This window comes from Streptomyces sp. NBC_00440 (assembly GCF_036014215.1).
In the GTDB taxonomy this organism is placed as follows: domain Bacteria; phylum Actinomycetota; class Actinomycetes; order Streptomycetales; family Streptomycetaceae; genus Streptomyces.
The window spans coordinates 1,517,765-1,542,965 of sequence record NZ_CP107921.1; the positions used below are offsets into that span (position 1 = coordinate 1,517,765).

Consider the following 25,201-nt stretch of genomic DNA (forward strand, 5'->3'; position numbering starts at 1 on the left):
CCCCCGCCGTGGGGCGGGTGGAGGGAGAACGCACATGTCGCGCAAGGCAGTTCAGGGCAGTACGGGCCGGGCCCGGGAGCCCGGGCCGGACCCGGTCCAGGTCCCTGTCCCGGTGGACGCGGGCGCCGTCGGGCCGGCCGATCCGGATCAGGTCGATGCCGTGCCGGCGTTCTGGCGGCTGGCGGTCTACGGGCTCCAGCACGTGCTGGCCTTCTACGCCGGTGCGGTCGTCATGCCGCTGCTGGTCGCCCAGGGCATCGGGATGCCCGCCGATGACATCGGGATGCTGGTCAACGCCTCGCTGCTGACCTGCGGTCTCGCCACCCTGCTGCAGTCCGTGGGGCTGCCCGGGATCGGCATCCGGCTGCCGGTGGTGCAGGGCACGTCGACGACGGCGGTCCCCTCGCTCGTGTCGGTGGGCCTGGCCGCGGGCGGGGCGAAGGCCGGACTGCCGACCGTCTTCGGGGCGGTGATCGCCGCCGGGCTCGCGCTCTTCGTGATCGCGCCGTTCTTCAGCAGACTGGTCAGGTTCTTCCCGCCGCTGGTCACCGGCACGATCGTGACCATCGTCGGGATCACCCTGCTCGCGGTGGCGGCCCGGCAGGTGGGCGGCGGGGACCCCTCGCAGCGCACCTTCGGCTCACCGGTCCATCTGGGCCTCGCGGGGGTCACCCTGCTGGTGATCCTGCTGCTGCACAAGTTCTCCCGGGGCTTCCTGGCCACGGTGGCGGTACTGCTCGGCCTGGTCGCGGGCACGGTGGTGGCCGCGCTCGCCGGGGAGACCGACTTCTCGGGGATCGGCGGCTCCGCCTGGCTGGGCGTCACGGCCCCGCTGCACTACGGGGCGCCGCGTTTCGAGATCACCGCGGTGCTCTCCATCGTCCTGGTGATGATCATCATCGCGGTGGAGTCCATCGGGCAGTTCTTCGCGGTGGGCAGGATCGTCGGCCGCGAGGTGGACGGCCGGCAGGTGACCCGGGCGCTGCGCGCGGACGGCCTCGCGACAGTGATCGCCGGGCTCCTCAACTCCTTTCCCAGCACGGTCTATTCGCAGAACATCGGGCTGATCGGACTGACCCGGGTGAAGAGCCGGTGGATCGTCGCGGCGTCCGGCGTGATCATGATGGTGCTCGGCATGGTGCCGAAGGTGGGCGCGGTGGTGGCCGCGATGCCGGCGTCCGTGCTGGGCGGCGCGACGATCGTGCTGTTCTCCACCATCGCCGTGGTGGGGGTGCAGATCCTGGTCCAGGCCGATCTCGGCGACCAGCGCAACACGATCCTGGTCGCCGCGAGCGTGGGCGTCGGTTTCCTGCCGACCGCGTTCCCCCAGTTCGCCGATCAGATGCCGGGCCGCCAACTGCATGCACTCTTCGAGAGCGGCATCATTCTGGGCACCTTGACGGCTGTGCTGCTCAACCTGTTCTTCCACCATCTCAGGCTGCCGGGGCACCGGAAGAGGGCTGCACGCTCCATTGACCCGCCGGAAGATTACATGCAACATGAAGAACAGCTGGAGAGCACGATCCCCAGCACATCGGACGAGGCGTCGTAAGAGCCTCGGAGCAGCTGAGCGTCGTAGAGGGAGTTGGGGCATGTCGACGGAGAGAGCAGTGAACCCGGTCGCGGCCGGAAGCCTGCTTGCCGACCGGGCGTACGAGGAGCTCAAGGGGGCGGTGCTGGCCAACCGGCTGCGCCCCGGCGACGCGCTCTCGGTGCCCGCGCTCGCCACCCAGCTGGGCATCAGCCGCAGCCCGGTCCGTGAGGCCGTGCAGCGGCTGATCCACGACGGCCTGGCCACCCACATCGCCCACCGGGGCGCCGTGGTCGCCACCGTCGACGTCGAGGACGTGCGCCAGCTGTACGTGGTCCGCGAGGTGATGGAGGGGCTGGCCGCCCGGCTCGCCACCGAGCGGCTCGACGCCACCAGGGTCTCCGAACTCCGCGACCTCCTGGAGCGGCACGAGCGGGTCGTGGCGGCGGGCGACGACGAGCAGGCGCACACCGAGATGGACATGGCCTACCACCGCCTCATCCGCGAGGTCGCGGGCAACCCCCATCTCACCGCGGCCCTGGACACCGTGCAGGGCAAGGCCCACCTCGCGCTGCACGCGCTCTGGCGCAGCCCTCAGGCCCCCCGGCTCGCCGTCGAGGAGCACCGCCGGATCTTCGAGGCGATGACGGCGGGCGACCCGGACGCGGCCGAGCTCGCGGCCCGCGACCACATCAGGCGGCTGCGGATCCGGCTGTCGCAGGCGGTGGCGCCGGGCCCCGACCGTACGGAGGGCGGGCCCGCTCCCGTACACCCGGTCGGGCCGTAGGGCCTGTCGCGCCCACCGTCCACGCCGCGGCTCCCGTGCGGCAGCCCCGTACCGCATCCCCTACAGCAGAAGGGAAGTGATGGTCCGTGAGCACCGTCACCGGCATCCGGCAGGGAGTCGGCGAGAGCGTCCTGCGGCCCGACGGCCGGCTGAAGGTCCAGGGGGCCTTCGCGTACGCATCCGATCTGCACGACGACGCCATGGTGTGGGGTGCGACCCTGCGCAGCCCGCACCCCTGCGCGCGGATCGTGCGTCTCGACACCACCCCCGCGCTCCGGCTGCCGGGCGTGGTCGCGGTGCTCACGCACGAGGATGTGCCGGGCGCGCCGCTGTACGGGATGAAGGTCGCCGACCAGCCGGTGCTGGCCGCCGACCGGGTGCGCTACCAGGGCGAACCGGTGGCGCTGGTGGCGGCGGACCACCCGGAGACGGCGCGCCGCGCGCTGCGGCTGATCGACGTCGGGTACGAGGTGCTCGAACCGCTGACCGACCCCGAGCAGGCGGTCGGCGGCGGGGGCCCGCTGGTCCACGAACGGCGGGTCGACGGGAGGTCCGGCAATGTCGTACGGCATGTCCGCATCCGGCACGGTGACATGGCCGAGGCCAGGAGGCTGGCCGATGTGGTGGTCGCGGGGACGTACGAGGTCGGGATGCAGGACCAGGCGTTCCTCGGCCCCGAGTCGGGCCTCGCGATACCCGCGGAGGACGGCGGTGTCGATGTCTATGTGTCGACCCAGTGGCTGCACGACGACCAGCACCAGATGTGCGCGGCGCTCGGGCTGCCGCCGGAGAAGGTGCGGCTGACGCTCTCCGGGGTCGGCGGGGCCTTCGGCGGACGCGAGGACGTCTCGGTGCAGATCCACGCGGCGATGCTCGCGCTGCACACCGGCCGTCCGGTGAAGATGAGTTACAACCGCGAGGAGTCGTTCTACGGCCATGTGCACCGCCACCCGGCCCGGATGCGCTTCGAGCACGGTGCGACGCGCGACGGGAAGCTCGTGTACGTCAGGGCGCGGCTGCTCTTCGACGGTGGTGCCTACACCTCCACCTCCCAGGTGGTCATAGCGAACGGCTCGTACTTCGCGGCGGGCGCCTACGACGTACCGCACGCCGAGATCGACGGCTACAGCGTCTACACCAACAACCCGCCGTGCGGGGCGATGCGTGGCTTCGGTGCGGTGCAGTCGTGTTACGGCGTGGAGTCCAACCTCGACCGGCTGGCCCGTGAACTCGCCATGGATCCGGTGGAGTTGCGCATCCGCAACGCCATGACGACCGGGACGGTGCTGCCCACCGGGCAGTCGGTGGACGGTCCCGCGCCCGCCGCCGAGCTCCTTGAGCGGCTGCGCGCCCGGCCGCTGCCGCCCGCCGGTGAGGGCGCGTTCGCCCGGCCGGGCGGGCTGAACAACACAACACACGGCGAGGGCGTCAGACGCGGGGTCGGCTATGCCATCGGGGTCAAGGCCATCGGCTTCTCCGGCGGGGTCGACGACCGTTCGGTGGCCCGGGTCCGGCTCGCCCTGGCCAACGGGGAGCCGGTCGCCGAGATCCACACCGCGGCCGCCGAGTGCGGCCAGGGCATCGTGACCGTGCAGGCGCAGATCGCCAGGACCGAGCTGGGCGTGGAGCGGGTGGTGGTGCTGCCCGCCGACACCCTGGCCGGCGACGCGGGTTCGTCGTCGGCGTCCCGGATCAGCTGGATGAGCGGCGGTGCGGTGCAGGGCGCCTGCAAGGCCGTACGGGAGGAGCTGACCGCGCGCGGGGACGGGCCGCTGGAGGTGCTGCTCGCGGACGGGCCCGTCGAGGCGGAGTACGAGTACCGCCACCGCCGCACCTTTCCCATCGACCCCGAACGCGGCCAGGGCGACGCCCACATCGCCTTCGCGTTCGCCGCCCACCGCGCGGTGGTGGACGTCGACACCGAACTCGGGCTGGTGAAGGTGGTCGAGCTGGCCACCACCCAGGATGTCGGCAAGGCGATGAATCCCCTTGCCGTGGAGGGGCAGATCGAGGGCGGCAGCGCCCAGGGCCTGGGGCTCGCGCTCATGGAGGAACTGCATGTGCAGGACGGCAGGGTGCGCAATCCGTCGTTCACCGACTATCTGATCCCGACGATCGCGGACATGCCGTCGGTCCCCATCGAACTGCTCGAACTGCCCCACCCGGACTCGCCGTACGGCCTGAACGGTGTGGGCGAGCCACCGACCCTGTCGTCGACGCCGGCCATCGCCAACGCGCTGCGCGACGCGACCGGCCTCGCACTGACCAGGGTGCCGGTGCGCCCCGGCGACATCGTCGACGGCGACCCCCAGGACGACATCGTCCACAGCGAAGGGAGGTGATGCGGGCCCGCCCCCGGGTCCCCCGACGGTTCTGCACGCACCGCGTACGTACCACCAGAACCAGCAGGGAAGGAACAGTACCTTGATCATCGACACTCATATGCATCCCACGAACGTCGTGGACCAGGCGTGGCGCCACGACGGCGAGCCGTTCACCGGTGAGCGGACCCTGGCCATGATGGACGGCCCGTACATGATCAACGGCAAGCCCCGCCGGATCGACTACGGCTGCATCATGCCCCCGCCCGGCAACAGCGTCTGGCAGGACGGGATGCGGGGCGGCCGCGAGGGCATCCGCGACTACATGGCGTACATCACCGAGCTGGTGACGACGTACCCCGACCGCTTCATCGGGAACTTCATGTACAACCCGCGCTTCGGGCCGGAGAACGGCGCGAAGGAGCTGGAGTTCCACGTCAAGGAGTACGGCTACAAGATGCTCAAGCTGCATGCCAACATGCATGCCTACCGGCCCGACCGGGCGCTCGACTGGCTCCGTCCGGTGCTGCGGGTCTGTGACGAGCTGGGCGTCCTCGTCCTGATCCACACCGGCGACGGGCCGTACTCGATCCCGACGCAGTTCTACCCGATCATCCGTGAGTTCCCGAACGTCAACTTCATCCTCGGGCACTTCGGCGTGCAGACCGGCGGCGTCTACTGCTTCGAGGCGCTCTACATGATCCTCGACTCGCCCAATGTGTACGGCGAGTCGGGGTGGCTGCTCCAGTCGCGGATCGTGGAGTTCGCCCAGCAGATGGAGAAGCACCAGCTGGTCTTCGGTACGGACTCGCCGCCCAACGAACCGGGCATGTGGGCCCGGGAGCTGGAGGTGCTCTGCGGCCCGCCGCCCCAGGGCATGAACCTCTCCGAGGAGCATCTGGAGGGGTATCTCGGCAACAACGTGGCGAAGCTGCTGGGCCTGAAGCCCACTCCCCCGCCGCGCGACCAGGAGGAGGCGCGACTGCGCCTCACGGACACCTACGCCTCGCTGGACGCGGCCGGTACGTCGCGCGTCTGAGGGCAGCGGTTCCGACGGTTCCGTCCCCGGGCCGGCCCGCCCCTCCTCGCAGGAGCGGGCCGGCCCTCCCTCCGCACATCCACCACGGACGCGGTCCACCACGGGCACGGTGCCCCGGCGTCCCCGGTACGGAAGCAGGTGCCGTCATGCGGCGCATCGGTCATCTCGTCCCCTCCCCCTCCATCGGCGTCGAGCGCTGGTCGGGCCAGATCTGCCGCTCCGTCTCCATCGAGGCCGCCCATCCGGTCGCCCGCACCGCCCTGCCGGACGTGCTGTACGGGCCGGCGATCGCGCCCTCGCAGTCCGGTGAACTCACCCGCTCGGCCGCGCTGCTGGCCGACGCGGGCGCCGACGCCGTGGTCTGGAGCGGCAGTTCGAGCGATCTGCACGGCGCTGCGCACGGGCGGGCCGTGGCGCGCCGGATCGAGGAGGTGGCGGGCGTCCCCGCGTCGACCGTCACGCTGGGCCAGCTCGATCTGCTCGCCCGCCGGGGGCTGACCTCGCTCGCGCTGGTCTCGCCGGGCTCCGAACAGGTCGCGGGGCGGCTCGCCGACACCTATCTGGCGGCCGGATTCAGGGTGGTCTCGGTGACCGCGCTCGGGCTTTCCACGGCGCGGGAGGCCGCAGGACTCCCGGTGTCGCGGGTACGGAGACTGCTGGCCGGCGCCGACTCGCCGGACGCCCAGTGCCTGGTGGTGACGGGTACGGAGCTGCCGGTCGCGCCGGTGGCCGCGCTGCTGGAACGGGAGCTGGGCAAACCGGTGTACGACGGCGCCCGGGTGGCGATCAGGACCGGGCTCGATCTGCTGGGCCTCACGGTCGGTGCTCCCGAGTGGGGCGAGCTGTTCTCGGTCGAGCAGCACGCGGGGGTCTGCTGTGACCACTGAGCCGGCGGCGGGGCCGGTCCCGGCCGCCGCCTCCCAGGACCTGCGCGACTTCCTCGCCCGGTACACCGCCGACCACCCCGACGACGTACTCAGCGTCGATGAGCGGATCGAGGGCGAGGACGTGGCCGCGCTCGTCCTGGAGCTGGCCGCCCGCGGCCGGGACGAGCTGGTGGTCTGCCGGAACGTCGCGGGGCTCGGCGCTCCCCTGGTCACCAATGTGTTCGCATCGCGCCGCCGTATCGCCCGCCTGCTCGGCACCGGTACGGCGGGGCTGCACCGCGCGTACCAGGCGGCGTCGGCCCGCCGGTGCGAGCCGCGGGTGGTGCGGGAGGGTCCGGTGCTCGACGTGGTGGCGGAGCCGGACCTCGGCGCGCTCCCGATGATCCGGCACTTCGCTTCGGACCGTGGCCCGTACATCACGAACGGCATCATCGCGGCGGAGGCACCCGCGTACGCCGAAGGCCGCTCGGGCAATCTCAGCTACCACCGCGCGATGGTGCACAGCCCGGGCGAACTGGCCACCAGCCTGCATTCGCGCGGCCATCTCTGGCAGTTGCTGCGGCTGGCCGAGGAGCACGGCGAACGGCTCCCGGTGGCCATGGTCGTCGGGGCGCACCCGCTGTTCATGCTGGCGGCGTCCGCCCGGGTGGGCGCGGACACCGACGAACGGTGTGTGGCGGGCGGCCTGTTCGGGGCGCCCCTGGAGGTGGTGCGGACACCGAAGTACGGGATACGGGTTCCGGCGAGCGCCGAGACGGTCCTTGAGGGGTTCATCGATCCCGCCCGCCGCGCCGATGAGGGTCCCTTCGGTGAGTTCTCCGGCTACTCGTCGGACCGCTCGACCCACAACGTACTGACCGTCGAGACGGTCCTGCGGCGCCGGGACGCGCTGCTCCTGGACGTGGTGGGCGGCAGCACCGCCGAACACCTCAACCTGGCGCGGGTGCCGCGCGAGTCGGAGATGGCGCAGAAGCTCATGGAGCGCTTCCCGGAGGTGACCGCGCTGCACTATCCGACCTCGGGCACCCACTTCCACGCGTACGTGGCGATGCGCGCCGGCCGCCCCGGCCAGGCCCGGCAGATCATGCTGGGGCTGCTCGGCTGGGACCCGTACCTCAAGACGGTGGTCGCGGTCGACGAGGACGTCGACATCACCCGGGACTCGCAGGTGCTGTGGGCGATGGCCACCCATCTCCAGCCGCACCGGGACGTCTTCCAGGTCGGCGGTCTGCCCGGCAGCCCCCTCGACCCGTCGTCCACGGCGGACGGCACGACGTCCCGGATGGCCCTGGACGCGACCCGCGGCCCCGGCTTCGAAGGGGTACGGATCGAGGTCGCCCCCGGACGCACGGAGGCCGCGCGCCGTCTGCTCGACGGTCGCGCGGCCTCCTGAGCGGTGTCCTGAGCGATACGGGCGGGTCAGGCGCCCATCATGTGCACGCCGCCGTCGACGTGGATGATCTCGCCGGTCGTCTTCGGGAAGAAGTCCGAGAGCAGCGCGACGATGCCGCGGCCGGCCGGCTCGGGGTCGGCCATGTCCCAGGCGAGCGGGGAGCGGCTGTTCCAGACGTCGGCCAGTTCCCCGAAGCCGGGGATGGACTTCGCGGCCATCGAGCCGATGGGGCCGGCGGAGATCAGGTTGCAGCGGATGTCCTGCTTGCCCAGGTCGCGGGCCAGGTAGCGGGAGGTCGCCTCAAGCGCCGCCTTGGCGGGGCCCATCCAGTCGTACTGCGGCCAGGCGTACTGGGCGTCGAAGGTGAGTCCGACCACCGAGCCGCCCTCGCTCATCAGCGGCAGACAGGCCATGGCCAGCGACTTCAGCGAGAACGCCGAGACGTGCATGGCCGTGGAGACCGACTCGAACGGGGTGTTGAGGAAGTTGCCGCCGAGCGCGTCCTGCGGCGCGAAGCCGATGGAGTGCACAACGCCGTCGAGCGAGCCGAGCTCGTCGCGGACCAGGTCCGCGAGCCGGTCGAGGTGCTCGGTGTTGGTGACGTCGAGCTCGATGACCTTGGCGGGCTTCGGCAGCTTCTTGGCGATGCGCTCGGTGAGGGTGGGCCGCGGGAAGGCGGTCAGGATGACCTCGGCACCCTGCTCCTGGGCCACCTTGGCGGTGTGGAAGGCGATGGAGGACTCCATCAGCACACCCGTGATGAGGATGCGCTTGCCGTCGAGAATTCCGCTCATGTGATCAGTGACCCATGCCCAATCCGCCGTCAACGGGGATGACGGCTCCAGTGATGTACGACGCGTCGTCGGAGGCGAGGAACCGCACCGTCGCGGCGATCTCCTCCGGCTGCGCGTACCGGCCGAGCGGCACCTGCGAGACGATGCCCGCGCGCTGCTCGTCGGTGAGCACCTTGGTCATGTCGGTGTCGACGAAACCGGGTGCGACTACGTTGAAAGTGATGTTGCGGGAGCCGAGCTCACGGGCGAGGGAGCGCGCGAAGCCCACCAGGCCGGCCTTGGAAGCGGCGTAGTTCGCCTGTCCGGCGGAGCCGAGCAGACCGACCACGGACGAGATGAGGACGACGCGGCCCTTCTTGGCGCGCAGCATCGCGCGGTTCGCCCGCTTCACGACCCGGAAGGTGCCGGTGAGGTTGGTGTCGAGTACGGCGGTGAAGTCGTCCTCGGACATCCGCATCAGCAACTGGTCCTTGGTGACACCGGCGTTGGCGACCAGCACCTCCACGGGACCGTGCTTCTCCTCGATCTCCTTGTAGGCCTGCTCCACCTGCTCGGTGTCGGTGATGTCGCACTTGACGGCCAGGAACCCCTGTTCGGCAAGCGCGGCCGGCTCGCCGGAGCGGTACGTGATCGCGACCTTGTCGCCTGCGTCTGCGAAAGCGCGGGCGATGGCAAGGCCGATGCCCCGGTTTCCTCCGGTGACGAGAACCGAGCGGCTCAACGGATCACCCTTTCGATAGCTGTGTGGTACTCACGCAAACTATCGGTCCTGCCCCACTTCGGAGGAATCGGCCTCCGACAGCGCCGCGTGGCGGTCCCTGTCGGGTCCCTACAGAAAGCATCTGGCAGCGGGACGCGTCCGCGCGACATGATGCGAGCGACCGGTCGTGACGACAGGAGACCTCGTGCCACATTCGATCGACGCAGCCTTCACGGCTCTGCCGCTGCGCGCCCTGGCCGACGCGGCGCTGGCCCGCGCCCGCGCGCTCGGCGCCGACCACGCCGACTTCCGCTTCGAACGTGTCCGCAGCGCGACCTGGCGGCTGCGGGACGCCCGGCCTGCCGGGTCGACGGACACCACTGATCTCGGGTACGCCGTGCGGGTCGTGCACGGGGGGAGCTGGGGGTTCGCCTCCGGTGTGGACCTCTCGATGGACGCTGCGGCGCGGGTGGCCGGGCAGGCGGTCGCGATGGCGAAACTCTCCGCCAAGGTGATCAGGGCGGCCGGGTCCGACGAGAGGGTGGAGCTGGCGGACGAGCCGGTGCACCCGGACCGGACCTGGATCTCCTCGTACGAGACCGACCCCTTCTCCGTACCCGCCGACGAGAAGACCGGGCTGCTGGCCGACTGGTCGGCGCGGCTGCTGCGGGCGGACGGTGTCGCCCATGCGGACGCCTCGCTGATGACCGTCCTGGAGAACAAGTTCTACGCGGACACCGCGGGCACCGTCACCACCCAGCAGCGGGTCAGGCTCCATCCGCAGCTCACCGCGGTGGCGGTGGACGCGGACACGGGTGAGTTCGACTCGATGCGCACCCTCGCGCCGCCGGCCGGGCGCGGCTGGGAGTATCTGACCGGCACGGGCTGGGACTGGGATGCCGAGCTGGAACGGATCCCGGAGCTGCTCGCCGAGAAGATGCGGGCGCCGAGCGTCGAGGCGGGGGCGTACGACCTGGTCGTGGACCCGTCCAACCTCTGGCTGACCATCCACGAGTCGATCGGGCACGCCACCGAGCTGGACCGGGCGCTGGGGTACGAGGCGGCGTACGCCGGGACCTCCTTCGCCACGTTCGACCAGCTCGGCACGTTGGCGTACGGCTCCCCCGTGATGAATGTGACGGGCGACAGGACCGCCGAACACGGCCTGGCCACGGTCGGGTTCGACGACGAGGGTGTGGAGGCGCAGTCCTGGGATCTGATCAAGGACGGCACCCTGGTCGGGTACCAGCTGGACCGCAGGATCGCGAAGCTGACGGGGCTCGGCCGGTCCAACGGGTGCGCGTACGCGGATTCGCCGGGGCATGTGCCGGTGCAGCGGATGGCCAATGTGTCGCTCAAGCCGGATCCTGGCGGGCTCTCGACGGAGGACCTGATCGGGGGTGTCGAGCGCGGGATCTATGTGGTGGGCGACCGGTCGTGGTCGATCGATATGCAGCGCTACAACTTCCAGTTCACCCAGCAGCGGGCATATCGCATCAGGAACGGGCAACTTGCCGGGCAGTTGCGGGATGTCGCCTACCAGGCGACGACGACGGACTTCTGGGGCTCGATGGAGAAGGCCGGCGGCCCGCAGACCTATGTGCTGGGCGGCGCCTTCAACTGCGGCAAGGCCCAGCCGGGCCAGGTCGCATCGGTCTCGCACGGCTGCCCGTCCGCCCTCTTCCGCGGCGTGAACATCTTGAACACCACCCAGGAGGCCGGGCGATGACCCCGTCGAACCGCACCAGCAGGCCGCACGAGATCGTCGAGCGTGCCCTCGCGCTGTCCACCGCGGACGGCTGTGCCGTCATCGCCGACGAGCATTCGAGCGCCAATCTGCGCTGGGCGGGCAATGCGCTGACGACCAACGGTGTGACCCGCGGCCGGACCCTGACCGTCATCGCGACCGTCGACGGCAAGGAGGGCACCGCGTCCGGTGTCGTCTCCCGGTCGGCGGTGACCGCGGCCGATCTCGAACCGCTGGTCCGGGCTGCCGAAGCGGCCGCCCGCGACGGTTCCCCCGCCGAGGACGCCCGGCCGCTGGTCACCGGGGTACCCGAGTCCGCCGGTTTCACGGAAGCGCCCGCCGAGACGACGTCGGCGGTCTTCGACGCCTTCGCGCCGGCGCTCGGTGAGTCCTTCGCCCGCGCGCGGTCCGGCGGGCGCGAGCTGTACGGCTTCGCCCACCACGAGATGACCTCCAGCTACCTCGGTACGTCCACCGGTCTGCGGCTGCGCCACGACCAGCCGAACGGCACGCTGGAGCTGAACGCCAAGTCCCCCGACCGTTCCCGCTCCGCCTGGGCGGGCCGGGCCACCCGGGACTTCACCGACGTCGACCCGGCCGCGCTGGACGCCGCACTGGCGCAGCGGCTGCGCTGGGCCGAGCGCAGGGTGGCGCTGCCCGCCGGGCGGTACGAGACGCTGCTGCCGCCGACCGCGGTGGCCGATCTGCTGATCTACCAGTACTGGTCGTCGGCCGCCCGGGACGCGGCGGAGGGCCGTACGGTCTTCTCCCGGCCCGGCGGCGGGACCCGGCTCGGCGACCGGCTCTCCCCGCTTCCGCTGACCCTGCGCAGCGATCCGGCCGAGCCCGGTCTGGAGTCGGCGCCCTTCGTCCTCGCGCACTCCTCGGGCGACGACTCGTCGGTCTTCGACAACGGCCTGCCGCTCTCCCGTACGGACTGGGTGCGCGAAGGCCGGCTGGAGCACCTGCTCACCACCCGGCACAGCGCGGAGCTGACCGGCCTCCCGGTGGCGCCCGCCATCAGCAATCTGATCCTGGAGGGCGGCGGGGAGCGTTCGCTCGACGAGATGGTGGCGGCGTCGGGGCACGACGGGCCCGCCCTGCTGCTGACCTGCCTCTGGTACATCAGGGAGGTCGACCCGGCCACCCTGCTGCTGACCGGGCTGACCAGGGACGGTGTCTACCTCGTGGAGAACGGCGAAGTCACCGGCGAGGTGAACAACTTCCGCTTCAACGAGTCGCCGGTCGATCTGCTCTCCCGGGCCACCGAGGCCGGGCGTACGGAGCGGACGCTGCCGCGCGAGTGGGGCGACTGGTTCACCCGCGCCGCGATGCCTGCCCTGCGCATCCCGGATTTCAATATGAGTTCCGTCAGCCAGGGCGTATAACCTCTGGGACGTACTTCCAGCCACACCGAAGGAGACGCGAGACCCGTGACGGACATCGTCGACGAGCTGAAGTGGCGGGGGCTCTTCGCCCTCTCCACTGACGAGGACGCATTGCGCAAGACGCTCGCGGACGGTCCCGTCACGTTCTATTGCGGCTTCGACCCGACGGCGGCGAGCCTGCATGTGGGCCACCTCGTGCAGGTCCTCACCGTCCGCAGGCTCCAGCAGGCCGGTCACCGGCCGCTGGCGCTGGTCGGCGGGGCCACCGGCCAGATCGGTGACCCGAGGCCGACCGCCGAGCGGACGCTGAACGACCCGGAGACCATCGCCAACTGGGTGGGCCGGCTGCGCTCCCAGATCGAGCCGTTCCTCTCCTTCGAGGGGGAGAACGCGGCGGTGATGGTCAACAACCTGGACTGGACCGCGGGCCTGTCCGCGATCGAGTTCCTGCGGGACATCGGCAAGCACTTCCGGGTGAACAAGATGCTCACCAAGGAGTCGGTCGCCCGCCGCCTGGAGTCCGAACAGGGCATCAGCTACACGGAGTTCAGCTACCAGCTGCTCCAGGGGATGGACTTCCTGGAGCTGTACCGGCGGTACGGCTGCACGCTCCAGCAGGGCGGCAGCGACCAGTGGGGCAACCTCACGGCAGGGATCGACCTGATCCACCGCCTGGAGCCGGACGCGTCCGTGCACGCGCTGGGCACCCCGCTGATGGTCAAGGCGGACGGCACCAAGTTCGGCAAGTCCGAGAGCGGGGCCGTCTGGCTGGACGCGGAGATGACCACTCCGTACGCCTTCTACCAGTTCTGGCTGAATGTGGACGACCGCGATGTCTCCACGTACAACCGCATCCTCAGCTTCAAGAGCCGCGCCGAGCTGGAGGAGCTGGAGCAGCTGACCGAGGAGCGGCCGCAGGCGCGGTCCGCCCAGCGCTCGCTGGCCGAGGAGCTGACCACGCTGGTGCACGGTGCGGACCAGTGCGCGGCGGTCGTCGCGGCGTCCAGGGCGCTGTTCGGCCAGGGTGAGCTCACGGAGCTCGACGAGGCGACGCTGAGCGCCGCGCTCTCCGAGCTGCCGCACACCGAGGTCGACGGCCTGCTGCCGGTCGTGGAACTGCTCGCCGACACGGGTCTTGTGCCGAGCCGGTCGGCGGCCCGCCGCGCCGTCAAGGAGGGCGGGGCCTACGTGAACAACGTGAAGGTCACCGGCGAGGACGCGGTGCCGGCGGCCGGGGATCTGCTGCACGGGCGGTGGCTGGTGCTGCGCCGGGGCAAGAAGAGCCTGGCGGCGGTCGAGGTCACGGGCGTCTAGGTCCTGTCGGTCTCAGCACATACGTGAGGGGCGGCCGGTACGGAACCGGCCGCCCCTCACGCGTGCGTGGCGTCAGGTGGTGTGTCTGCTGCCCCGGACCGAGGTCCAGAGCTTGTCCCCCACGCCGACGATGATCACGGCGCCGGCCAGCTGGAGCAGATGTCTGATCCAGTCGATACCCCGGGTGTCGTTGACCCCCAGCCCGGTGGCCACCCAGTTGCCCAGCACACTGCCCAGGATGCCGAAGATCACGGTCAGCCACAGCGGGATCTGCTGCTTGCCCGGGATGATCGCCTTGGCGATCAGGCCGAGCACCAGCCCCACGATGATGGCCCACAACCAATTCATGTCGCCTCCTGATGCGGCTGCTGGATACGCACGGGCCCCAGTTTCGGCCCATCCTCCATACGGCGCATGTCGGACACCTCCATACGTGCCCCGGCAGCCCCGGTACGGGCGGTACGAGCGCGCCCCGCTCTTATCGGCGGCCGGGCCCCGGCGTAACGTGGTGCCGTCCGGTCCGGGGAGAGTCCGGCGCAGGAATCGGGTGGTGGAGCGTGATGCGGAAGCAGCGCAGTGGTGAGGTCTTCCGGATCACGGGGGCCCGGACGGGTCTTGAGGAGGATGTACGCGGCCGGCAGCGCCGGTACATCATCTCGATGACGGTGCGCACCGTCGCGGTCATCCTGACCGCGGCTCTCTGGAACGTGGCACGGCCGGTGGCGATCGGGACGCTGGTGCTCGGCGCCTTCCTTCCGTACATCGCCGTGGTGATCGCGAACGCGGGCCGCGAGAACACTCCGGGGCTCCCCACGACGTTCGTTCCCGCGCCCTTCCGCCCGCCGCTGGAACCGTCCTCCATGGTTCCGGGGACGGATCCGGCGGACGAGGCACCCACCACGGAGCGTGACCAGCGGGCGGCGGAGCAGGGCTGAGGCGGGGCCGATCCCCTGCCGGTGTCAAAGCTCAAGAAAAGCTCAGATCAATCATGAAGTTCCGGTGCCGCAGTCCCATTGGCCCATGACATACTTTGGGGGCGCTCCGCATCCCCCGTCGGAGCGACGGACCGACGCCGGGCAGCTCCCCCCGTGGCTGCTCGGCGTCGCCTTTTTCCGGCCCCTCCCTCCGGCTCCTCGCCTGTCCGTAACGGCGATGCTTTGGCCTAGGGTTGAGGTGTGAACTCCCCTGATTCGACCGGTTCCGCCCCGGTCCCGCCCGCCGCTGTCACGCCCGCCCCGGTCTGCTCGGCCAAGGGATGCCGGGCCGACGCCGTGTGGGTGCTGGCGTGGAACAACCCGAAACTGCACACCCCGGAGCGCCGGAAGACATGGCTGGCCTGTGCGGAACACCGGGAGCATCTGTCGCAGTTCCTGGGGGTGCGCGGCTTCCTCAAGGGCGTGGTGCTCCTGGCCGAGTGGGAGCAGAGGGGCCGGACCGGGGAGACACAGACCGGCGAGACGCAGACCCCGTAAGACACAACTGACCGACGGATCGCCGCCCGGCGGGGCGCAGGAACCGGCCGAGCGCAGGCCGGACGGGTACGGCCGTCAGCCGCCGATCGCCGACATGGGCCGGTCGGGCTGGAGGAACGATGGGTCGTCCAGACCGGATCCGGCCTTCTTTCCCCACATCGCCAGCTTCCAGCGCCGGGCGATCTCCTCGTCCGGCTCCCCGGAGCGGAGCGCGCCCCGCAGGTCGGATTCCTCCTGGGCGAACAGGCAGGTGCGCACCTGTCCGTCCGCGGTGAGCCGGGTGCGGTCGCAGGCGGCACAGAACGGGCGGGTGACCGAGGCGATGACGCCGACCCGGTGCGGACCGCCGTCGACCACCCAGCGCTCGGCGGGCGCCGAACCGCGCTCTTCGCTGCCTTCCTCGGTCAGCGTGAAGCGGGTGCGCAGCGACTTGAGGATGTCACCTGCCGTGATCATGCCGTCGCGCTTCCAGCCGTGCTGGGCGTCGAGCGGCATCTGCTCGATGAAGCGCAGCTCGTACCCGTGCTCCACGGCCCAGGCGAGCAGGTCGGGTGCCTCGTCGTCGTTGAGCCCCGGCATCAGCACGGTGTTGACCTTGACCGGGGTGAGTCCGGCGGCGCCGGCGGCCGCCATACCGTCCAGCACATCGCGGTGCCGGTCCCTGCGGGTGAGGGTCTTGAAGACGTCCGGGCGCAGGGTGTCGAGCGAGACGTTGACCCGGTCGAGGCCCGCGGCCGCCAGGGCCTGGGCGGTGCGCTTGAGGCCGATGCCGTTGGTCGTGAGGGACATCCGGGGGCGCGACTCCAGGGCCGCGACGCGCTCGACGATGCCGACGAGACCGGGGCGCAGCAGCGGCTCACCGCCGGTGAAGCGGACCTCGGTGATGCCCAGGCTGGTCACGGCGATGCCGATCAGCCGGACGATTTCGTCGTCCGTGAGCAGATCGGGCTTGGCGAGCCACTGCAGGCCCTCTTCCGGCATGCAGTAGGTGCAGCGCAGATTACAGCGGTCCGTGAGTGACACTCGCAGGTCAGTGGCCACTCGGCCAAAGGTGTCGATAAGCACGGTGGGCCCCCTCCCCGATAGCGGAAATGCGTACGCAACCGAGCCTACGCGACACCTGTGACAGCGACAGGGCCGATTACCACAGGGTAGGCGGGGGCCCGGTCGTATGGATCTACGACCGGGCCCCCGCGCCGGCACGTCTCCTGCCTGCGCGGACTGCCGTCAGTGGGCGCCGAATCCGGTGAGGGACCTGACCTCCAGCTCGGCGTACTTGCCCTCGTCCGGCTTCTCGGGCGAGAGCAGCGAGCCCAGCCAGCCGAGCAGGAACCCCAGCGGGATGGAGATGAGGCCGGGGTTCTCCAGCGGGAACCAGGCGAAGTCGACGCCCTTGAACATCGAGGTGGGCTTCCCGGAGACGACCGGCGAGAAGAGCACCAGCACCACGGAGGAGATGAGCCCGCCGTAGATGGACCACAGGGCGCCCGAGGTCGTGAACCTCTTCCAGAAGAGGCTGTAGAGCAGGGTCGGCAGATTGGCGGACGCGGCGACCGCGAAGGCCAGGGCGACCAGACCCGCGACGTTCAGATCGCGGGCGAAGGCACCCAGCACGATGGCGACGGCACCGATCGCGACGGTCGCCCAGCGGGCCGCGCGCATCTCCTCCTTCTCGGTGGCCTGCCCCCTGCGGATGACGTTGGCGTAGATGTCGTGCGCGAACGACGACGAGGAGGCCAGGGTCAGCCCGGCGACCACCGCGAGGATGGTGGCGAACGCGACCGCCGAGATCACCGCGAGCAGGACCGAACCCCCGGTGGAGTCGGCGCCGCCGCCGATCTGCAGGGCCGCGAGCGGGGCCGCCGTGTTCCCCGCCGGGTTGGACGCGATGATGTCGGCGGGCTTGAGCAGGGCCGCGGCGCCGAACCCGAGCACGATCGTCATCAGGTAGAAGGCGCCGATGATGCCGATCGCCCAGTTCACCGACTTGCGGGCGGCCTTGGCCGTCGGCACGGTGTAGAAGCGGATCAGGATGTGCGGCAGACCCGCGGTGCCGAGCACCAGCGCGATGCCGAGCGAGATGAAGTCCAGCTTGGAGGTTCCCGTAGCGCCGTACTTGAGGCCGGGTTCCAGGAACGCCTTCCCCTTGCCGCTGTTCGACGCGGCCGAGCCGAGCAGGTCGGAGACGTTGAAGTGGAATTTGAGCAGGATCAGAAAGGTGATGAGGACGGTTCCGGCGATCAGCAGGACGGCCTTGACCATCTGGACCCAGGTGGTGCCCTTCATCCCGCCGATCGTGACGTACACGATCATCAGGACTCCGACCAGGGCGACGATGGCGATCTTCCCGGCGTCGCTGGTGATGCCGAGCAGCAGCGAGACCAGGACACCGGCGCCCGCCATCTGCGCCAGCAGGTAGAAGATCGAGACGACGATGGTGGACGCCCCCGCGGCGGTGCGGACGGGGCGCTGGCGCATCCGGTAGGCGAGGACGTCGCCCATCGTGTAGCGGCCGGAGTTGCGCAGCGGCTCGGCGACGAGCAGCAGGGCGACCAGCCAGGCGACCAGGAAGCCGATCGAGTAGAGGAAGCCGTCGTAGCCGAAGAGGGCGATGGCGCCCGCGATGCCGAGGAACGACGCGGCCGACATGTAGTCGCCGGAGACCGCGAGCCCGTTCTGCAGTGCGGTGAACTGCCGGCCGCCCGCGTAGAAGTCGGCGGCGCTCCTGGTACGGCGTCCGGCCCAGACGGTGATGACGAGCGTGGCGACGACGAAGACCGCGAAGAGCGTGATGATCAGGGGCCGGTGCTGGGTGGTCGCCGACGCGGCGAGCTGGACTGCGGGGCTCATGCGCGCTCCTCCATACGGGACTTGATCGCGGCGCCCTTCGGGTCGAGCCGGGCCGCGGCATGCCGCGAGTAGAACCACGCGATGAGGAACGTGGTGAGGAACTGGGCGAGGCCGAGGACCAGCGCCACATTGATGTTGCCGAAGAGCCTGGTGCCCATGAAGCCGCCCGCGTAGCTCGACAGCAGGACGTACAGCAGGTACCAGGCGACGAAGCCGACGGTCAGCGGAAAGGCGAAGGAGCGGTGGGCGCGGCGCAGTTCGCCGAACTCGGCGCTCCGCTGCACCTCGGTGAACATCTCTGTCGTGGGCCGGCCGGGGCGGGGTCCGGTGTCCGTTCCGTCCGGGAACTGCGGTGCATCGGTGGCCACGGATTCTCCTCGCGACGTGCTTGCGGTGGGTGGGCTGCCGGAGGCCTGCGGTACGGGCCTCCGACAAGGGCACGGCGCGCGGGGCCAAGTGGTTCAATGCCCGGCCCTTCCTGCTGGATCGATCGACGGGCAGGAAGGTCCGGCGTCGGCTTCACTGGTCGGGTAGCGCCCAACTGCGTTCCGCAGCAGGGCGGTTGACACGGATGATGTGGAGAACCCATGGATCGTCTGAGATACGGGCGGTGGCGCGCACTCGCGCTGCCCGCAGGACTGGCACTCGTCGCCTCGCTCGGCCTCCTGCCGGCCACCGCGACAGCGGAGCAGGGCGGCGGCCCCGCGCACTCATCGGCTCCCGGGGCGGGTCCCGGTCTGTCGTACGTCGTGAACACCGGGACCGGTCACGGCACGCCGGCCGCGGTGGAGCGGGCCATCTCCCGGGCGGGAGGGTCGGTGGTCATGGCGTACGACAAGGTGGGCGTGATCGTCGCGCACTCGCCGGACCCGGACTTCTCGAAGACCATCCGCAGGGCCGGAGGGGTCGAATCGGCCGGTGCCACCCGCACCGCGCCGCTGCCCGCCGAGGCCGCCACGGACACGGCCACACCGCTGGAACTCACAGCGCGGCAGCGGAAGGCGCTGGCGGCCGAGGCCGCGCCCGGTGCGGATCCGATGGAGCCGCTCCAGTGGGACATGAGGGCCATCAAGGCGGACAAGGCCCATGAGAAGACGCTCGGCAGCCGTGCCGTCACCGTCGCGGTGATCGACTCGGGCGTCGACGACACACATCCGGACATCGCCCCCAACTTCGACCGCGCGGGCTCGGCGGACTGTGCGACGGGCAGGCCCGACACCACGGACGGCGCCTGGCGGCCGGGCAGCGGGGGGAATCCGCACGGCACGCATGTGGCGGGCGAGATCGCGGGCGCGCGGAACGGCATCGGCATCACCGGTGTCGCGCCGGGGGTGCGGGTGTCCGGCATCAAGGTCGGCACGGCGTCCTCGTTCTTCTACACGGAGGCCGTCGTCTGCGCCTTCATATGGGCCGCCGACCACGGTGCCGATGTGACCAACAACAGCTATTTCACCGACCCGTGGTACTTCAACTGCACGGACGACCCGGACCAGAAGGCCCTGGTCGAGGCGGTCACCCGGGCCTCCCGGTACGCGGAGCGCAAGGGCACGGTCAATGTCGCGGGCGCGGCCAACGACGGGTTCGACCTCGCCTCGCACTCGGTCACCGACATACTGAGCCCCGACGACGGCACAGCGGTCTCCCGTACGGTCGACCCGTCCAAGTGCCCGCAGATTCCGGGCCAGTTGCCGGGTGTCGTCACCGTGGCCGCGACCGGCGCCAAGACCCTCAAGTCCTCCTACTCCAACTACGGACTCGGGGTCATCGACATCGCGGCGCCGGGCGGCGACTCGGTGGCGTTCCAGCCCCCCGAGCCGCCCGCGACCAGCAGCGCGGTCCTCGGCCCTGTGCCGGGCGGCGGCTACGCCTACATGTCAGGCACGTCCATGGCGTCCCCCCATGCCGCCGGGGTCGCGGCCCTGATCAAGTCCCGCCATCCGCACGCCTCACCCGCACAGGTCGAGGCGCTGCTGTACGCGGGCGCCGACCGGCTCGCCTGCCCGGACCCGTACCCGATCGACGCCAACGGTGACGGCAGGCCCGACGCGGTCTGCCGCGGCGGCAGGGACCACAACAGCTTCTACGGGGCGGGTCTGGCCGACGCGCTGCACGCGGTCACCCGGTAGGGCCCGTCGCACCGCGCCTACTTCACCAGCACCTTGAGCGCGGTGCGCTCGTCCATCGCCCGGTAGCCCTCCGGCACCTCGTCCAGGCCGACGGTCCGGTCGAAGACCGGTGACGGGTCGATCGTGCCGTCCAGTACGTCGGGGAGCAGCTCGGGGATGTAGGTGCGGACCGGCGCGACACCGCCACGCAGGGCGATGTTGCGGTTGAACATGTCGCTGAGGCTCAGACCCGTGCCGCTGCCGTGCGGGACACCGACGTACCCGATGGCTCCGCCGTCGCGGGTGACGGCGACGGCGGTGGCCATCGACTGCTCGGTGCCGACGGCCTCGATCACCGCGTGCGCGCCCTGGCCGCCGGTCAGCTCGCGCACCGCGGCGACGGCCTCGTCGCCGCGGACCGCGACGATGTCCGTGGCGCCGAAGGTCCGGGCGATGTCCGTGCGGGCCCGGTGCCGGCCGAGCGCGATGATGCGCTCGGCGCCGAGCCGCCTGGCGGCCAGTACGCCGCAGAGCCCGACCGCTCCGTCACCGACGACGGCGACGGTGCTGCCCGGCCGCACCCCCGCGCCGAGGGCGGCGTGGTGGCCGGTGCCCATGACGTCGGAGAGCGCGAGCAGCCCGGTGAGCAACCGGTCGTCGGACGCGGCGGCGGCCGGGAGCTTGACGAGTGTGGCGTCGGCGAAGGGCACCCTGACCGCTTCGCCCTGGCCGCCGTCGGCGCCGACCGAGCCCCAGAACCCGCCCTGCGGGCAGGAGGTGGTCAGCCCTTCGGCGCAGTACTCGCAGGCGCCGTCGGACCAGACGAAGGGCGCGACGACGAGGTCACCGGTGGCGAAGCCCCGTACGTCGGCGCCGGCCGACTCGACGGTGCCGAGGAACTCGTGGCCGATGCGCTGCCCCGGGACGCGCGCGGCCACCCCCCGGTAGGCCCAGAGGTCGCTGCCGCAGATGCAGGACCGCAGGACGCGGACGACGACGTCGGTGGGGTGCTGGATCGCGGGGTCCGGCACCTCTTCCACGCGGATGTCGTGAGGGGCGTGGATGACGGTGGCGCGCATGGGACAAATCCTTGCTGATCAGACAGATGTACGACTGCCACCGTACCCGGGAGCCGGCGCACCCCAGGACCGGAGCACCCCGGAGGCCAGCAGGGACTGGGCCGCCAGATAGGTCGCCATGACCCAGAAACCGGGTACGGGCGGCTGCGGCAGGTCCGCGATGCCCGTGGCGATCAGCGTGTCGGAGACCAGGAAGAGCGCCCCGCCCAGCCCGGCCCGCAGGCCGAGTCCGCTCGCCCGGTACGCCATGGCGGTGAGCAGCAGCGAGTAGCCCGCCACCGGGATCCGCAGCCCGGCCGGGAGGGCGGGCAGCAGCACGGCGGCCGTGGCGGCCAGCGCGACCGCGTAGCCCGCCCCGAGGTACGGGTTCGTCCGGCCGCGGCCGAAGAGCACCAGGTAGCAGACGTGCCCGGCGGCGAACAGCGCCATCCCGGTGAGGAAGGCCGGGTCCGCGTCGATCAGGAGCAGGGTGTCGCCGCCCCAGCCGAACAGCAGCGCCGCGATCAGCAGCCGGGGCGCGCCCCGCGCGTACACCTGGGCCGCGAGCAGCGGCATCAGCAGCGGTTTGGCGACGGCGTGGAGGGTCTGGGCGGTGTGCCCGTGCACGAGGAGCGCGGAGAGGTCGGTCAGGGCGGCGAGCGCGTAGGCGAACAGCAGCAGCCGCGCGGCCCGCTCCCGCGTCACGCGATCCGCTCGGAGGGGGTCTCCCGGACGGCGGGAGCGGCGGCGGGGGCAGCGGCGGCGGGTTCCACCGGCTGCGGGGCGGCGGCCCCCGTCACCGGCGCCGGCTGCCAGCCCGGTCCGCCGAAGACCCGCCCCGCCCGTTCGCGCCAGCTCTCCGCGGCCCGCAGGTCCCGGGCGATCGCCGCGTACTCGTGGGTCGCGACCCGCAGCGGGTTGTAGGTCTCGATGTTCTTGGTCAGCCCGAAGACGGGCCGCACGGTCTCCGGGGTGAAGGACCCGAACAGCCGGTCCCAGACGATGAGGATCCCGCCGAAGTTGCGGTCCAGGTAGCCGCCCTGGGAGGCGTGGTGCACCCGGTGGTGGGAGGGCGTGTTGAGCAGGTACTCGAAGGGACGCGGCAGCTTGCCGACCCGCTCGGTGTGCACCCAGAACTGGTAGACGAGGTTGGCCGACGAGCAGAAGGCGAGCGCGGCCGGATGCACGCCGATGGCGATCAGCGGGACGTAGAACGGCCAGACGGTCAGCGACGTCCAGGGCTGGCGCAGCGCGGTCGTGAGGTTGAACTTGCGGCTGGAGTGGTGCACGACGTGGCAGGCCCACAGGATGCGGACGACATGGTGGCCGCGGTGCGACCAGTAGTAGAAGAAGTCCTGGCCGAGCAGCATCAGGGGGACGGTCCACCACAGGACGGGGACGCGCAGCGGGGTCAGTTCGTAGACGGCGGTGTAGATCGCGACGATCGGGATCTTCCACAGGAAGTCGAAGACCAGGCTGCCGAGACCCATACCGATGCTGGTGACGGCATCCCTGGTCTCGTACCCCGCGGAGTCCTCGTCGGGATGGAACCGGTAGCTCGCCATCTCCACGACGGTGAGCAGGACGAACGCCGGTATGGACCACAGCACGACATCGGGCAGGTTCGGCATGGCAGCACGGTACGGCCGCCGGAACGGCCCCGGCTAGATGTTGTTACTGACAAGTATGCGAGACATTCTGTCAGCGTGTTTTGGTGAGTTCCGCCAATCGGCGCCGCCGGAGCGGTCCTTGAGCCGTCCCGGAGCGGACCTGAGCGGCCTCCGCGTCCTCCCGGCGGGCTCGGGGCGGACTCCGGGGCAGGCTCGGCGGCTCAGACTCCCGCCGCACCCAGCAGCGCACCGGCGCCGTAGGTCACCGCCATGGCCAGCGCGCCCCCGACCATGTTCCGCGCCACGGCGGGGCGCACCGGAGCGGCGCCCGACCGGGCGCTCCACCAGCCCGCCATGGCCAGCGCCGCCAGGACCGAGAGCACCGTGATGTACAACCGGACCGGGGCCGGCGGCAGCACGATGGCCAGCAGCGGCAGCAGCGCACCGGCGGTGAAGGCGGCGAAGCTGGCGCCGGCGGCGTGCCAGGGACTGGTGAGGTCGTCGGGGTCGATGCCCAGCTCGACCTCGGCGTGGGCGCGCAGGGCGTCCCGCTCCGTGAGCTGCACGGCGGCCTCGCGGGCCAGTTCCGCCGAGAGCCCCTTGTTCTCCAGGAGCCCCGCCAGTTCGTCGAGTTCGGCGTCCGGGGTCTCGCGCAGTTCGCGCCTCTCCATGGCCAGCGCGGCCTTCTCGGAGTCGCGCTGGGTGGACACGGAGACGTACTCCCCCGCCGCCATCGACATCGATCCGGCGAGCAGTCCGGAGAGACCGGCGGTGAGCAGTGCGGTACGCGAGTCGGTGGCACCGGCGACGCCGACGACGATGCCCGCGGTCGACACGACACCGTCGTTGGCGCCGAGCACCGCGGCCCGGAGCCAGTTGAGGCGCGCTCCGAGGCCGCTGTGGTGGGGTTCGCCGTGGGAGGAGTCCGTCATCGGACCAGAGTCTCATCCGGGCGGCCCGCACCGCACCGGCCTCGCCCGTGGTGTCCCGGACCAGCCGGGCGGCCGGGGCGGTGTCACCGGGGCACGGGGCCGGAGCGGCGCCGGTCGGAGCCGATGCCCCGTCATATCGGTTACGCCGTAACGGAAGCCGTGCGCTGCCGCCCCGGGCTCGGGTACCGGCCGCCGCCGGCCGCCGATCGGGCCCGCCCCCGGGATTGCGGTGTTGTCGGTAGGGGCCCGTATTCTCTGTGACCATGCTCGACGACCGCCAGACAGCAGCGACAGCGTGGCCGGCCGCGTACCCGCAGGGGTACGCGGTCGTCGACGTGGAGACCACCGGCCTCGCACGCGACGACCGGATAATCTCCGCTGCCGTCTACCGGCTGGACGCCCGGGGCGATGTCGAGGACCACTGGTACACGCTGGTGAATCCGGAGCGGGACCCCGGGCCCGTCTGGATCCACGGTCTGACCAGTGATGTCCTGGCGGGCGCCCCGCTCTTCCCGGAGATCGCGGCGGAGTTCGCCGAACGGCTCGACGGGCGCGTGCTGGTGGCGCACAACGCGATCTTCGACTGGCAGATGATCGCCAGGGAGTACGCCCGCGCGCAGCGCACCCCTCCGGTCCGCCAGCGGCTGTGCACCATCGCGCTCTCCAAGGAGCTCGCCCTGCCGCTGCCCAACCACAAGCTGGAGTCGCTCGCCGCGCACTTCGGCGTCGTACAGGAGCACGCCCACCACGCGCTCGACGACGCCCGGGTGCTGGCCGAGGCGTTCCGCCCGAGTCTGCACGCGGCGGCCAGGGACGGGGTGCGGCTGCCGCTCCTGGAGTGCCGGCCGCTCACCGAGTGGTCGGACGCACCGGCCGCGCCGCGCGTCGGCTACCAGGCCTCGTACCGGCAGAGCAGCTGGCGCCCGGCCAGGAAGCGGCCCGCCTGCCCCTACCCGAATCCGGGGCGGTACGAGCCGGGGAAGCCGCTGGCGCAGGGGATGCGGGTGGCGTTCTCCGGTGACACATCGGTCGACCGCGAGCTGCTGGAGGACCGGGCAGCCGAAGCCGGGCTGCATGTGGCGACGAGCCTCTCCCGGCTGACCAGCCTGCTCGTCACCAACGACCCGGACTCCGCCACGTCCAAGACGGTCAAGGCCAAGTCCTTCGGCACTCCAGTCATCGACGAGGCCGCCTTCACCCAGCTGCTGCGCGACGTCGCCCCGGCCCCGGCAGACGGGTGATTGGCGGGCGACTCGCCCACCGCCCGCTCGCC

General features: G+C 71.2%; 23 protein-coding genes. 13 read left to right on the top strand and 10 right to left on the bottom strand.

The window, feature by feature from the left end; all coding sequences use genetic code 11:
• The first annotated feature begins 34 nt into the window (after positions 1 to 34).
• From OHB13_RS06820 to OHB13_RS06845, 6 genes are all read left to right on the top strand, one after another.
• Positions 35 to 1,552 carry a nucleobase:cation symporter-2 family protein gene (locus OHB13_RS06820; protein ID WP_328376259.1) on the top strand — a complete coding sequence of 506 codons (1,518 nt, stop codon included), beginning with the start codon at positions 35 to 37 and terminating at the stop codon, positions 1,550 to 1,552.
• Positions 1,553 to 1,592: 40 nt separating this feature from the next.
• Complete coding sequence (locus tag OHB13_RS06825; protein WP_266858354.1) at positions 1,593 to 2,318, top strand: GntR family transcriptional regulator; 726 nt, start codon at positions 1,593 to 1,595, stop codon at positions 2,316 to 2,318.
• Between the two features lie 86 nt (positions 2,319 to 2,404).
• Entirely contained in the window at positions 2,405 to 4,660 is a 2,256-nt protein-coding gene (locus tag OHB13_RS06830) for a molybdopterin cofactor-binding domain-containing protein (RefSeq protein WP_328376262.1), read from the top strand.
• Between the two features lie 82 nt (positions 4,661 to 4,742).
• Complete coding sequence (locus tag OHB13_RS06835) at positions 4,743 to 5,678, top strand: amidohydrolase family protein (protein ID WP_266858350.1); 936 nt, start codon at positions 4,743 to 4,745, stop codon at positions 5,676 to 5,678.
• 146 nt (positions 5,679 to 5,824) lie between these two features.
• Positions 5,825 to 6,565, top strand: a complete 741-nt coding sequence (locus OHB13_RS06840; RefSeq protein WP_266858348.1) for a hypothetical protein — start codon at positions 5,825 to 5,827, stop codon at positions 6,563 to 6,565.
• Complete coding sequence (locus OHB13_RS06845; RefSeq protein WP_328376264.1) at positions 6,555 to 7,958, top strand: UbiD family decarboxylase; 1,404 nt, start codon at positions 6,555 to 6,557, stop codon at positions 7,956 to 7,958. Before OHB13_RS06840 ends, OHB13_RS06845 begins: the two co-directional genes overlap by 11 nt.
• 26 nt (positions 7,959 to 7,984) lie before the next feature.
• Here the strand turns inward: OHB13_RS06845 and fabI are convergent, their stop codons facing one another.
• Positions 7,985 to 8,752 carry an enoyl-ACP reductase FabI gene (gene fabI, locus OHB13_RS06850; protein WP_328376266.1) on the bottom strand — a complete coding sequence of 256 codons (768 nt, stop codon included), beginning with the start codon at positions 8,750 to 8,752 and terminating at the stop codon, positions 7,985 to 7,987.
• 4 nt (positions 8,753 to 8,756) lie between these two features.
• Positions 8,757 to 9,473: a 3-oxoacyl-[acyl-carrier-protein] reductase gene (gene fabG / locus OHB13_RS06855; RefSeq protein WP_266858342.1), complete on the bottom strand. Its 717-nt coding sequence runs from the start codon at positions 9,471 to 9,473 to the stop codon at positions 8,757 to 8,759.
• Positions 9,474 to 9,657: 184 nt separating this feature from the next.
• Between fabG and OHB13_RS06860 the strand changes: the two genes are divergently transcribed.
• The 3 genes from OHB13_RS06860 to tyrS are packed head-to-tail and all read left to right on the top strand — an operon-like array spanning position 9,658 to position 13,901.
• Complete coding sequence (locus tag OHB13_RS06860) at positions 9,658 to 11,181, top strand: TldD/PmbA family protein (RefSeq protein WP_266858340.1); 1,524 nt, start codon at positions 9,658 to 9,660, stop codon at positions 11,179 to 11,181.
• A complete protein-coding gene (locus OHB13_RS06865; RefSeq protein ID WP_328376268.1) occupies positions 11,178 to 12,587 on the top strand; it encodes a metallopeptidase TldD-related protein in 1,410 nt (469 codons plus the stop codon). The genes OHB13_RS06860 and OHB13_RS06865 overlap by 4 nt, the downstream gene beginning before the upstream one ends.
• 45 nt (positions 12,588 to 12,632) lie before the next feature.
• Positions 12,633 to 13,901, top strand: coding sequence for a tyrosine--tRNA ligase (gene tyrS, locus OHB13_RS06870; RefSeq protein ID WP_328376270.1), 1,269 nt, complete (start codon positions 12,633 to 12,635; stop codon positions 13,899 to 13,901).
• Between the two features lie 72 nt (positions 13,902 to 13,973).
• Here the strand turns inward: tyrS and OHB13_RS06875 are convergent, their stop codons facing one another.
• The gene (locus OHB13_RS06875) at positions 13,974 to 14,249 is read right to left on the bottom strand and encodes a GlsB/YeaQ/YmgE family stress response membrane protein (RefSeq protein WP_266858336.1); all 276 of its coding nucleotides are present in this window, start codon (positions 14,247 to 14,249) and stop codon (positions 13,974 to 13,976) included.
• Between the two features lie 212 nt (positions 14,250 to 14,461).
• Here OHB13_RS06875 and OHB13_RS06880 point away from each other — a divergent pair, with 212 nt between their 5' ends.
• Positions 14,462 to 14,836 carry a DUF3099 domain-containing protein gene (locus tag OHB13_RS06880; protein ID WP_328376272.1) on the top strand — a complete coding sequence of 125 codons (375 nt, stop codon included), beginning with the start codon at positions 14,462 to 14,464 and terminating at the stop codon, positions 14,834 to 14,836.
• Between the two features lie 240 nt (positions 14,837 to 15,076).
• Positions 15,077 to 15,373, top strand: coding sequence for a hypothetical protein (locus OHB13_RS06885; RefSeq protein WP_328376274.1), 297 nt, complete (start codon positions 15,077 to 15,079; stop codon positions 15,371 to 15,373).
• A 75-nt stretch (positions 15,374 to 15,448) separates the two neighbouring features.
• Here OHB13_RS06885 and moaA read toward each other — a convergent pair whose 3' ends face one another.
• From moaA to OHB13_RS06900, 3 genes are all read right to left on the bottom strand, one after another.
• Positions 15,449 to 16,438 (bottom strand): GTP 3',8-cyclase MoaA, encoded by a 990-nt coding sequence (gene moaA, locus OHB13_RS06890; protein ID WP_328376276.1) that lies wholly within the window; start codon positions 16,436 to 16,438, stop codon positions 15,449 to 15,451.
• Positions 16,439 to 16,600: 162 nt separating this feature from the next.
• Positions 16,601 to 18,223 carry a solute symporter family protein gene (locus tag OHB13_RS06895; RefSeq protein WP_328376278.1) on the bottom strand — a complete coding sequence of 541 codons (1,623 nt, stop codon included), beginning with the start codon at positions 18,221 to 18,223 and terminating at the stop codon, positions 16,601 to 16,603.
• Positions 18,220 to 18,591 (bottom strand): DUF485 domain-containing protein, encoded by a 372-nt coding sequence (locus OHB13_RS06900; protein WP_328376280.1) that lies wholly within the window; start codon positions 18,589 to 18,591, stop codon positions 18,220 to 18,222. The genes OHB13_RS06895 and OHB13_RS06900 overlap by 4 nt, the downstream gene beginning before the upstream one ends.
• A gap of 219 nt (positions 18,592 to 18,810) precedes the next feature.
• On the opposite strand from OHB13_RS06900, the gene OHB13_RS06905 reads away from it, so the two are divergent.
• Complete coding sequence (locus OHB13_RS06905; RefSeq protein ID WP_328376282.1) at positions 18,811 to 20,349, top strand: S8 family peptidase; 1,539 nt, start codon at positions 18,811 to 18,813, stop codon at positions 20,347 to 20,349.
• Positions 20,350 to 20,366: 17 nt separating this feature from the next.
• Here OHB13_RS06905 and OHB13_RS06910 read toward each other — a convergent pair whose 3' ends face one another.
• The 4 genes from OHB13_RS06910 to OHB13_RS06925 all read right to left on the bottom strand — a co-directional run bounded on the left by OHB13_RS06910 (position 20,367) and on the right by OHB13_RS06925 (position 23,928).
• Entirely contained in the window at positions 20,367 to 21,407 is a 1,041-nt protein-coding gene (locus OHB13_RS06910; RefSeq protein ID WP_328376284.1) for a zinc-dependent alcohol dehydrogenase family protein, read from the bottom strand.
• An 18-nt stretch (positions 21,408 to 21,425) separates the two neighbouring features.
• Positions 21,426 to 22,091, bottom strand: coding sequence for a lysoplasmalogenase (locus OHB13_RS06915; RefSeq protein ID WP_328376286.1), 666 nt, complete (start codon positions 22,089 to 22,091; stop codon positions 21,426 to 21,428).
• The gene (locus OHB13_RS06920; protein ID WP_328376288.1) at positions 22,088 to 23,017 is read right to left on the bottom strand and encodes a sterol desaturase family protein; all 930 of its coding nucleotides are present in this window, start codon (positions 23,015 to 23,017) and stop codon (positions 22,088 to 22,090) included. Before OHB13_RS06920 ends, OHB13_RS06915 begins: the two co-directional genes overlap by 4 nt.
• A 200-nt stretch (positions 23,018 to 23,217) precedes the next feature.
• A complete protein-coding gene (locus OHB13_RS06925) occupies positions 23,218 to 23,928 on the bottom strand; it encodes a VIT1/CCC1 transporter family protein (protein ID WP_328376290.1) in 711 nt (236 codons plus the stop codon).
• A gap of 257 nt (positions 23,929 to 24,185) precedes the next feature.
• Between OHB13_RS06925 and OHB13_RS06930 the strand changes: the two genes are divergently transcribed.
• The gene (locus OHB13_RS06930; RefSeq protein WP_266858316.1) at positions 24,186 to 25,169 is read left to right on the top strand and encodes a DEDDh family exonuclease; all 984 of its coding nucleotides are present in this window, start codon (positions 24,186 to 24,188) and stop codon (positions 25,167 to 25,169) included.
• The last annotated feature ends 32 nt before the right edge of the window (positions 25,170 to 25,201 follow it).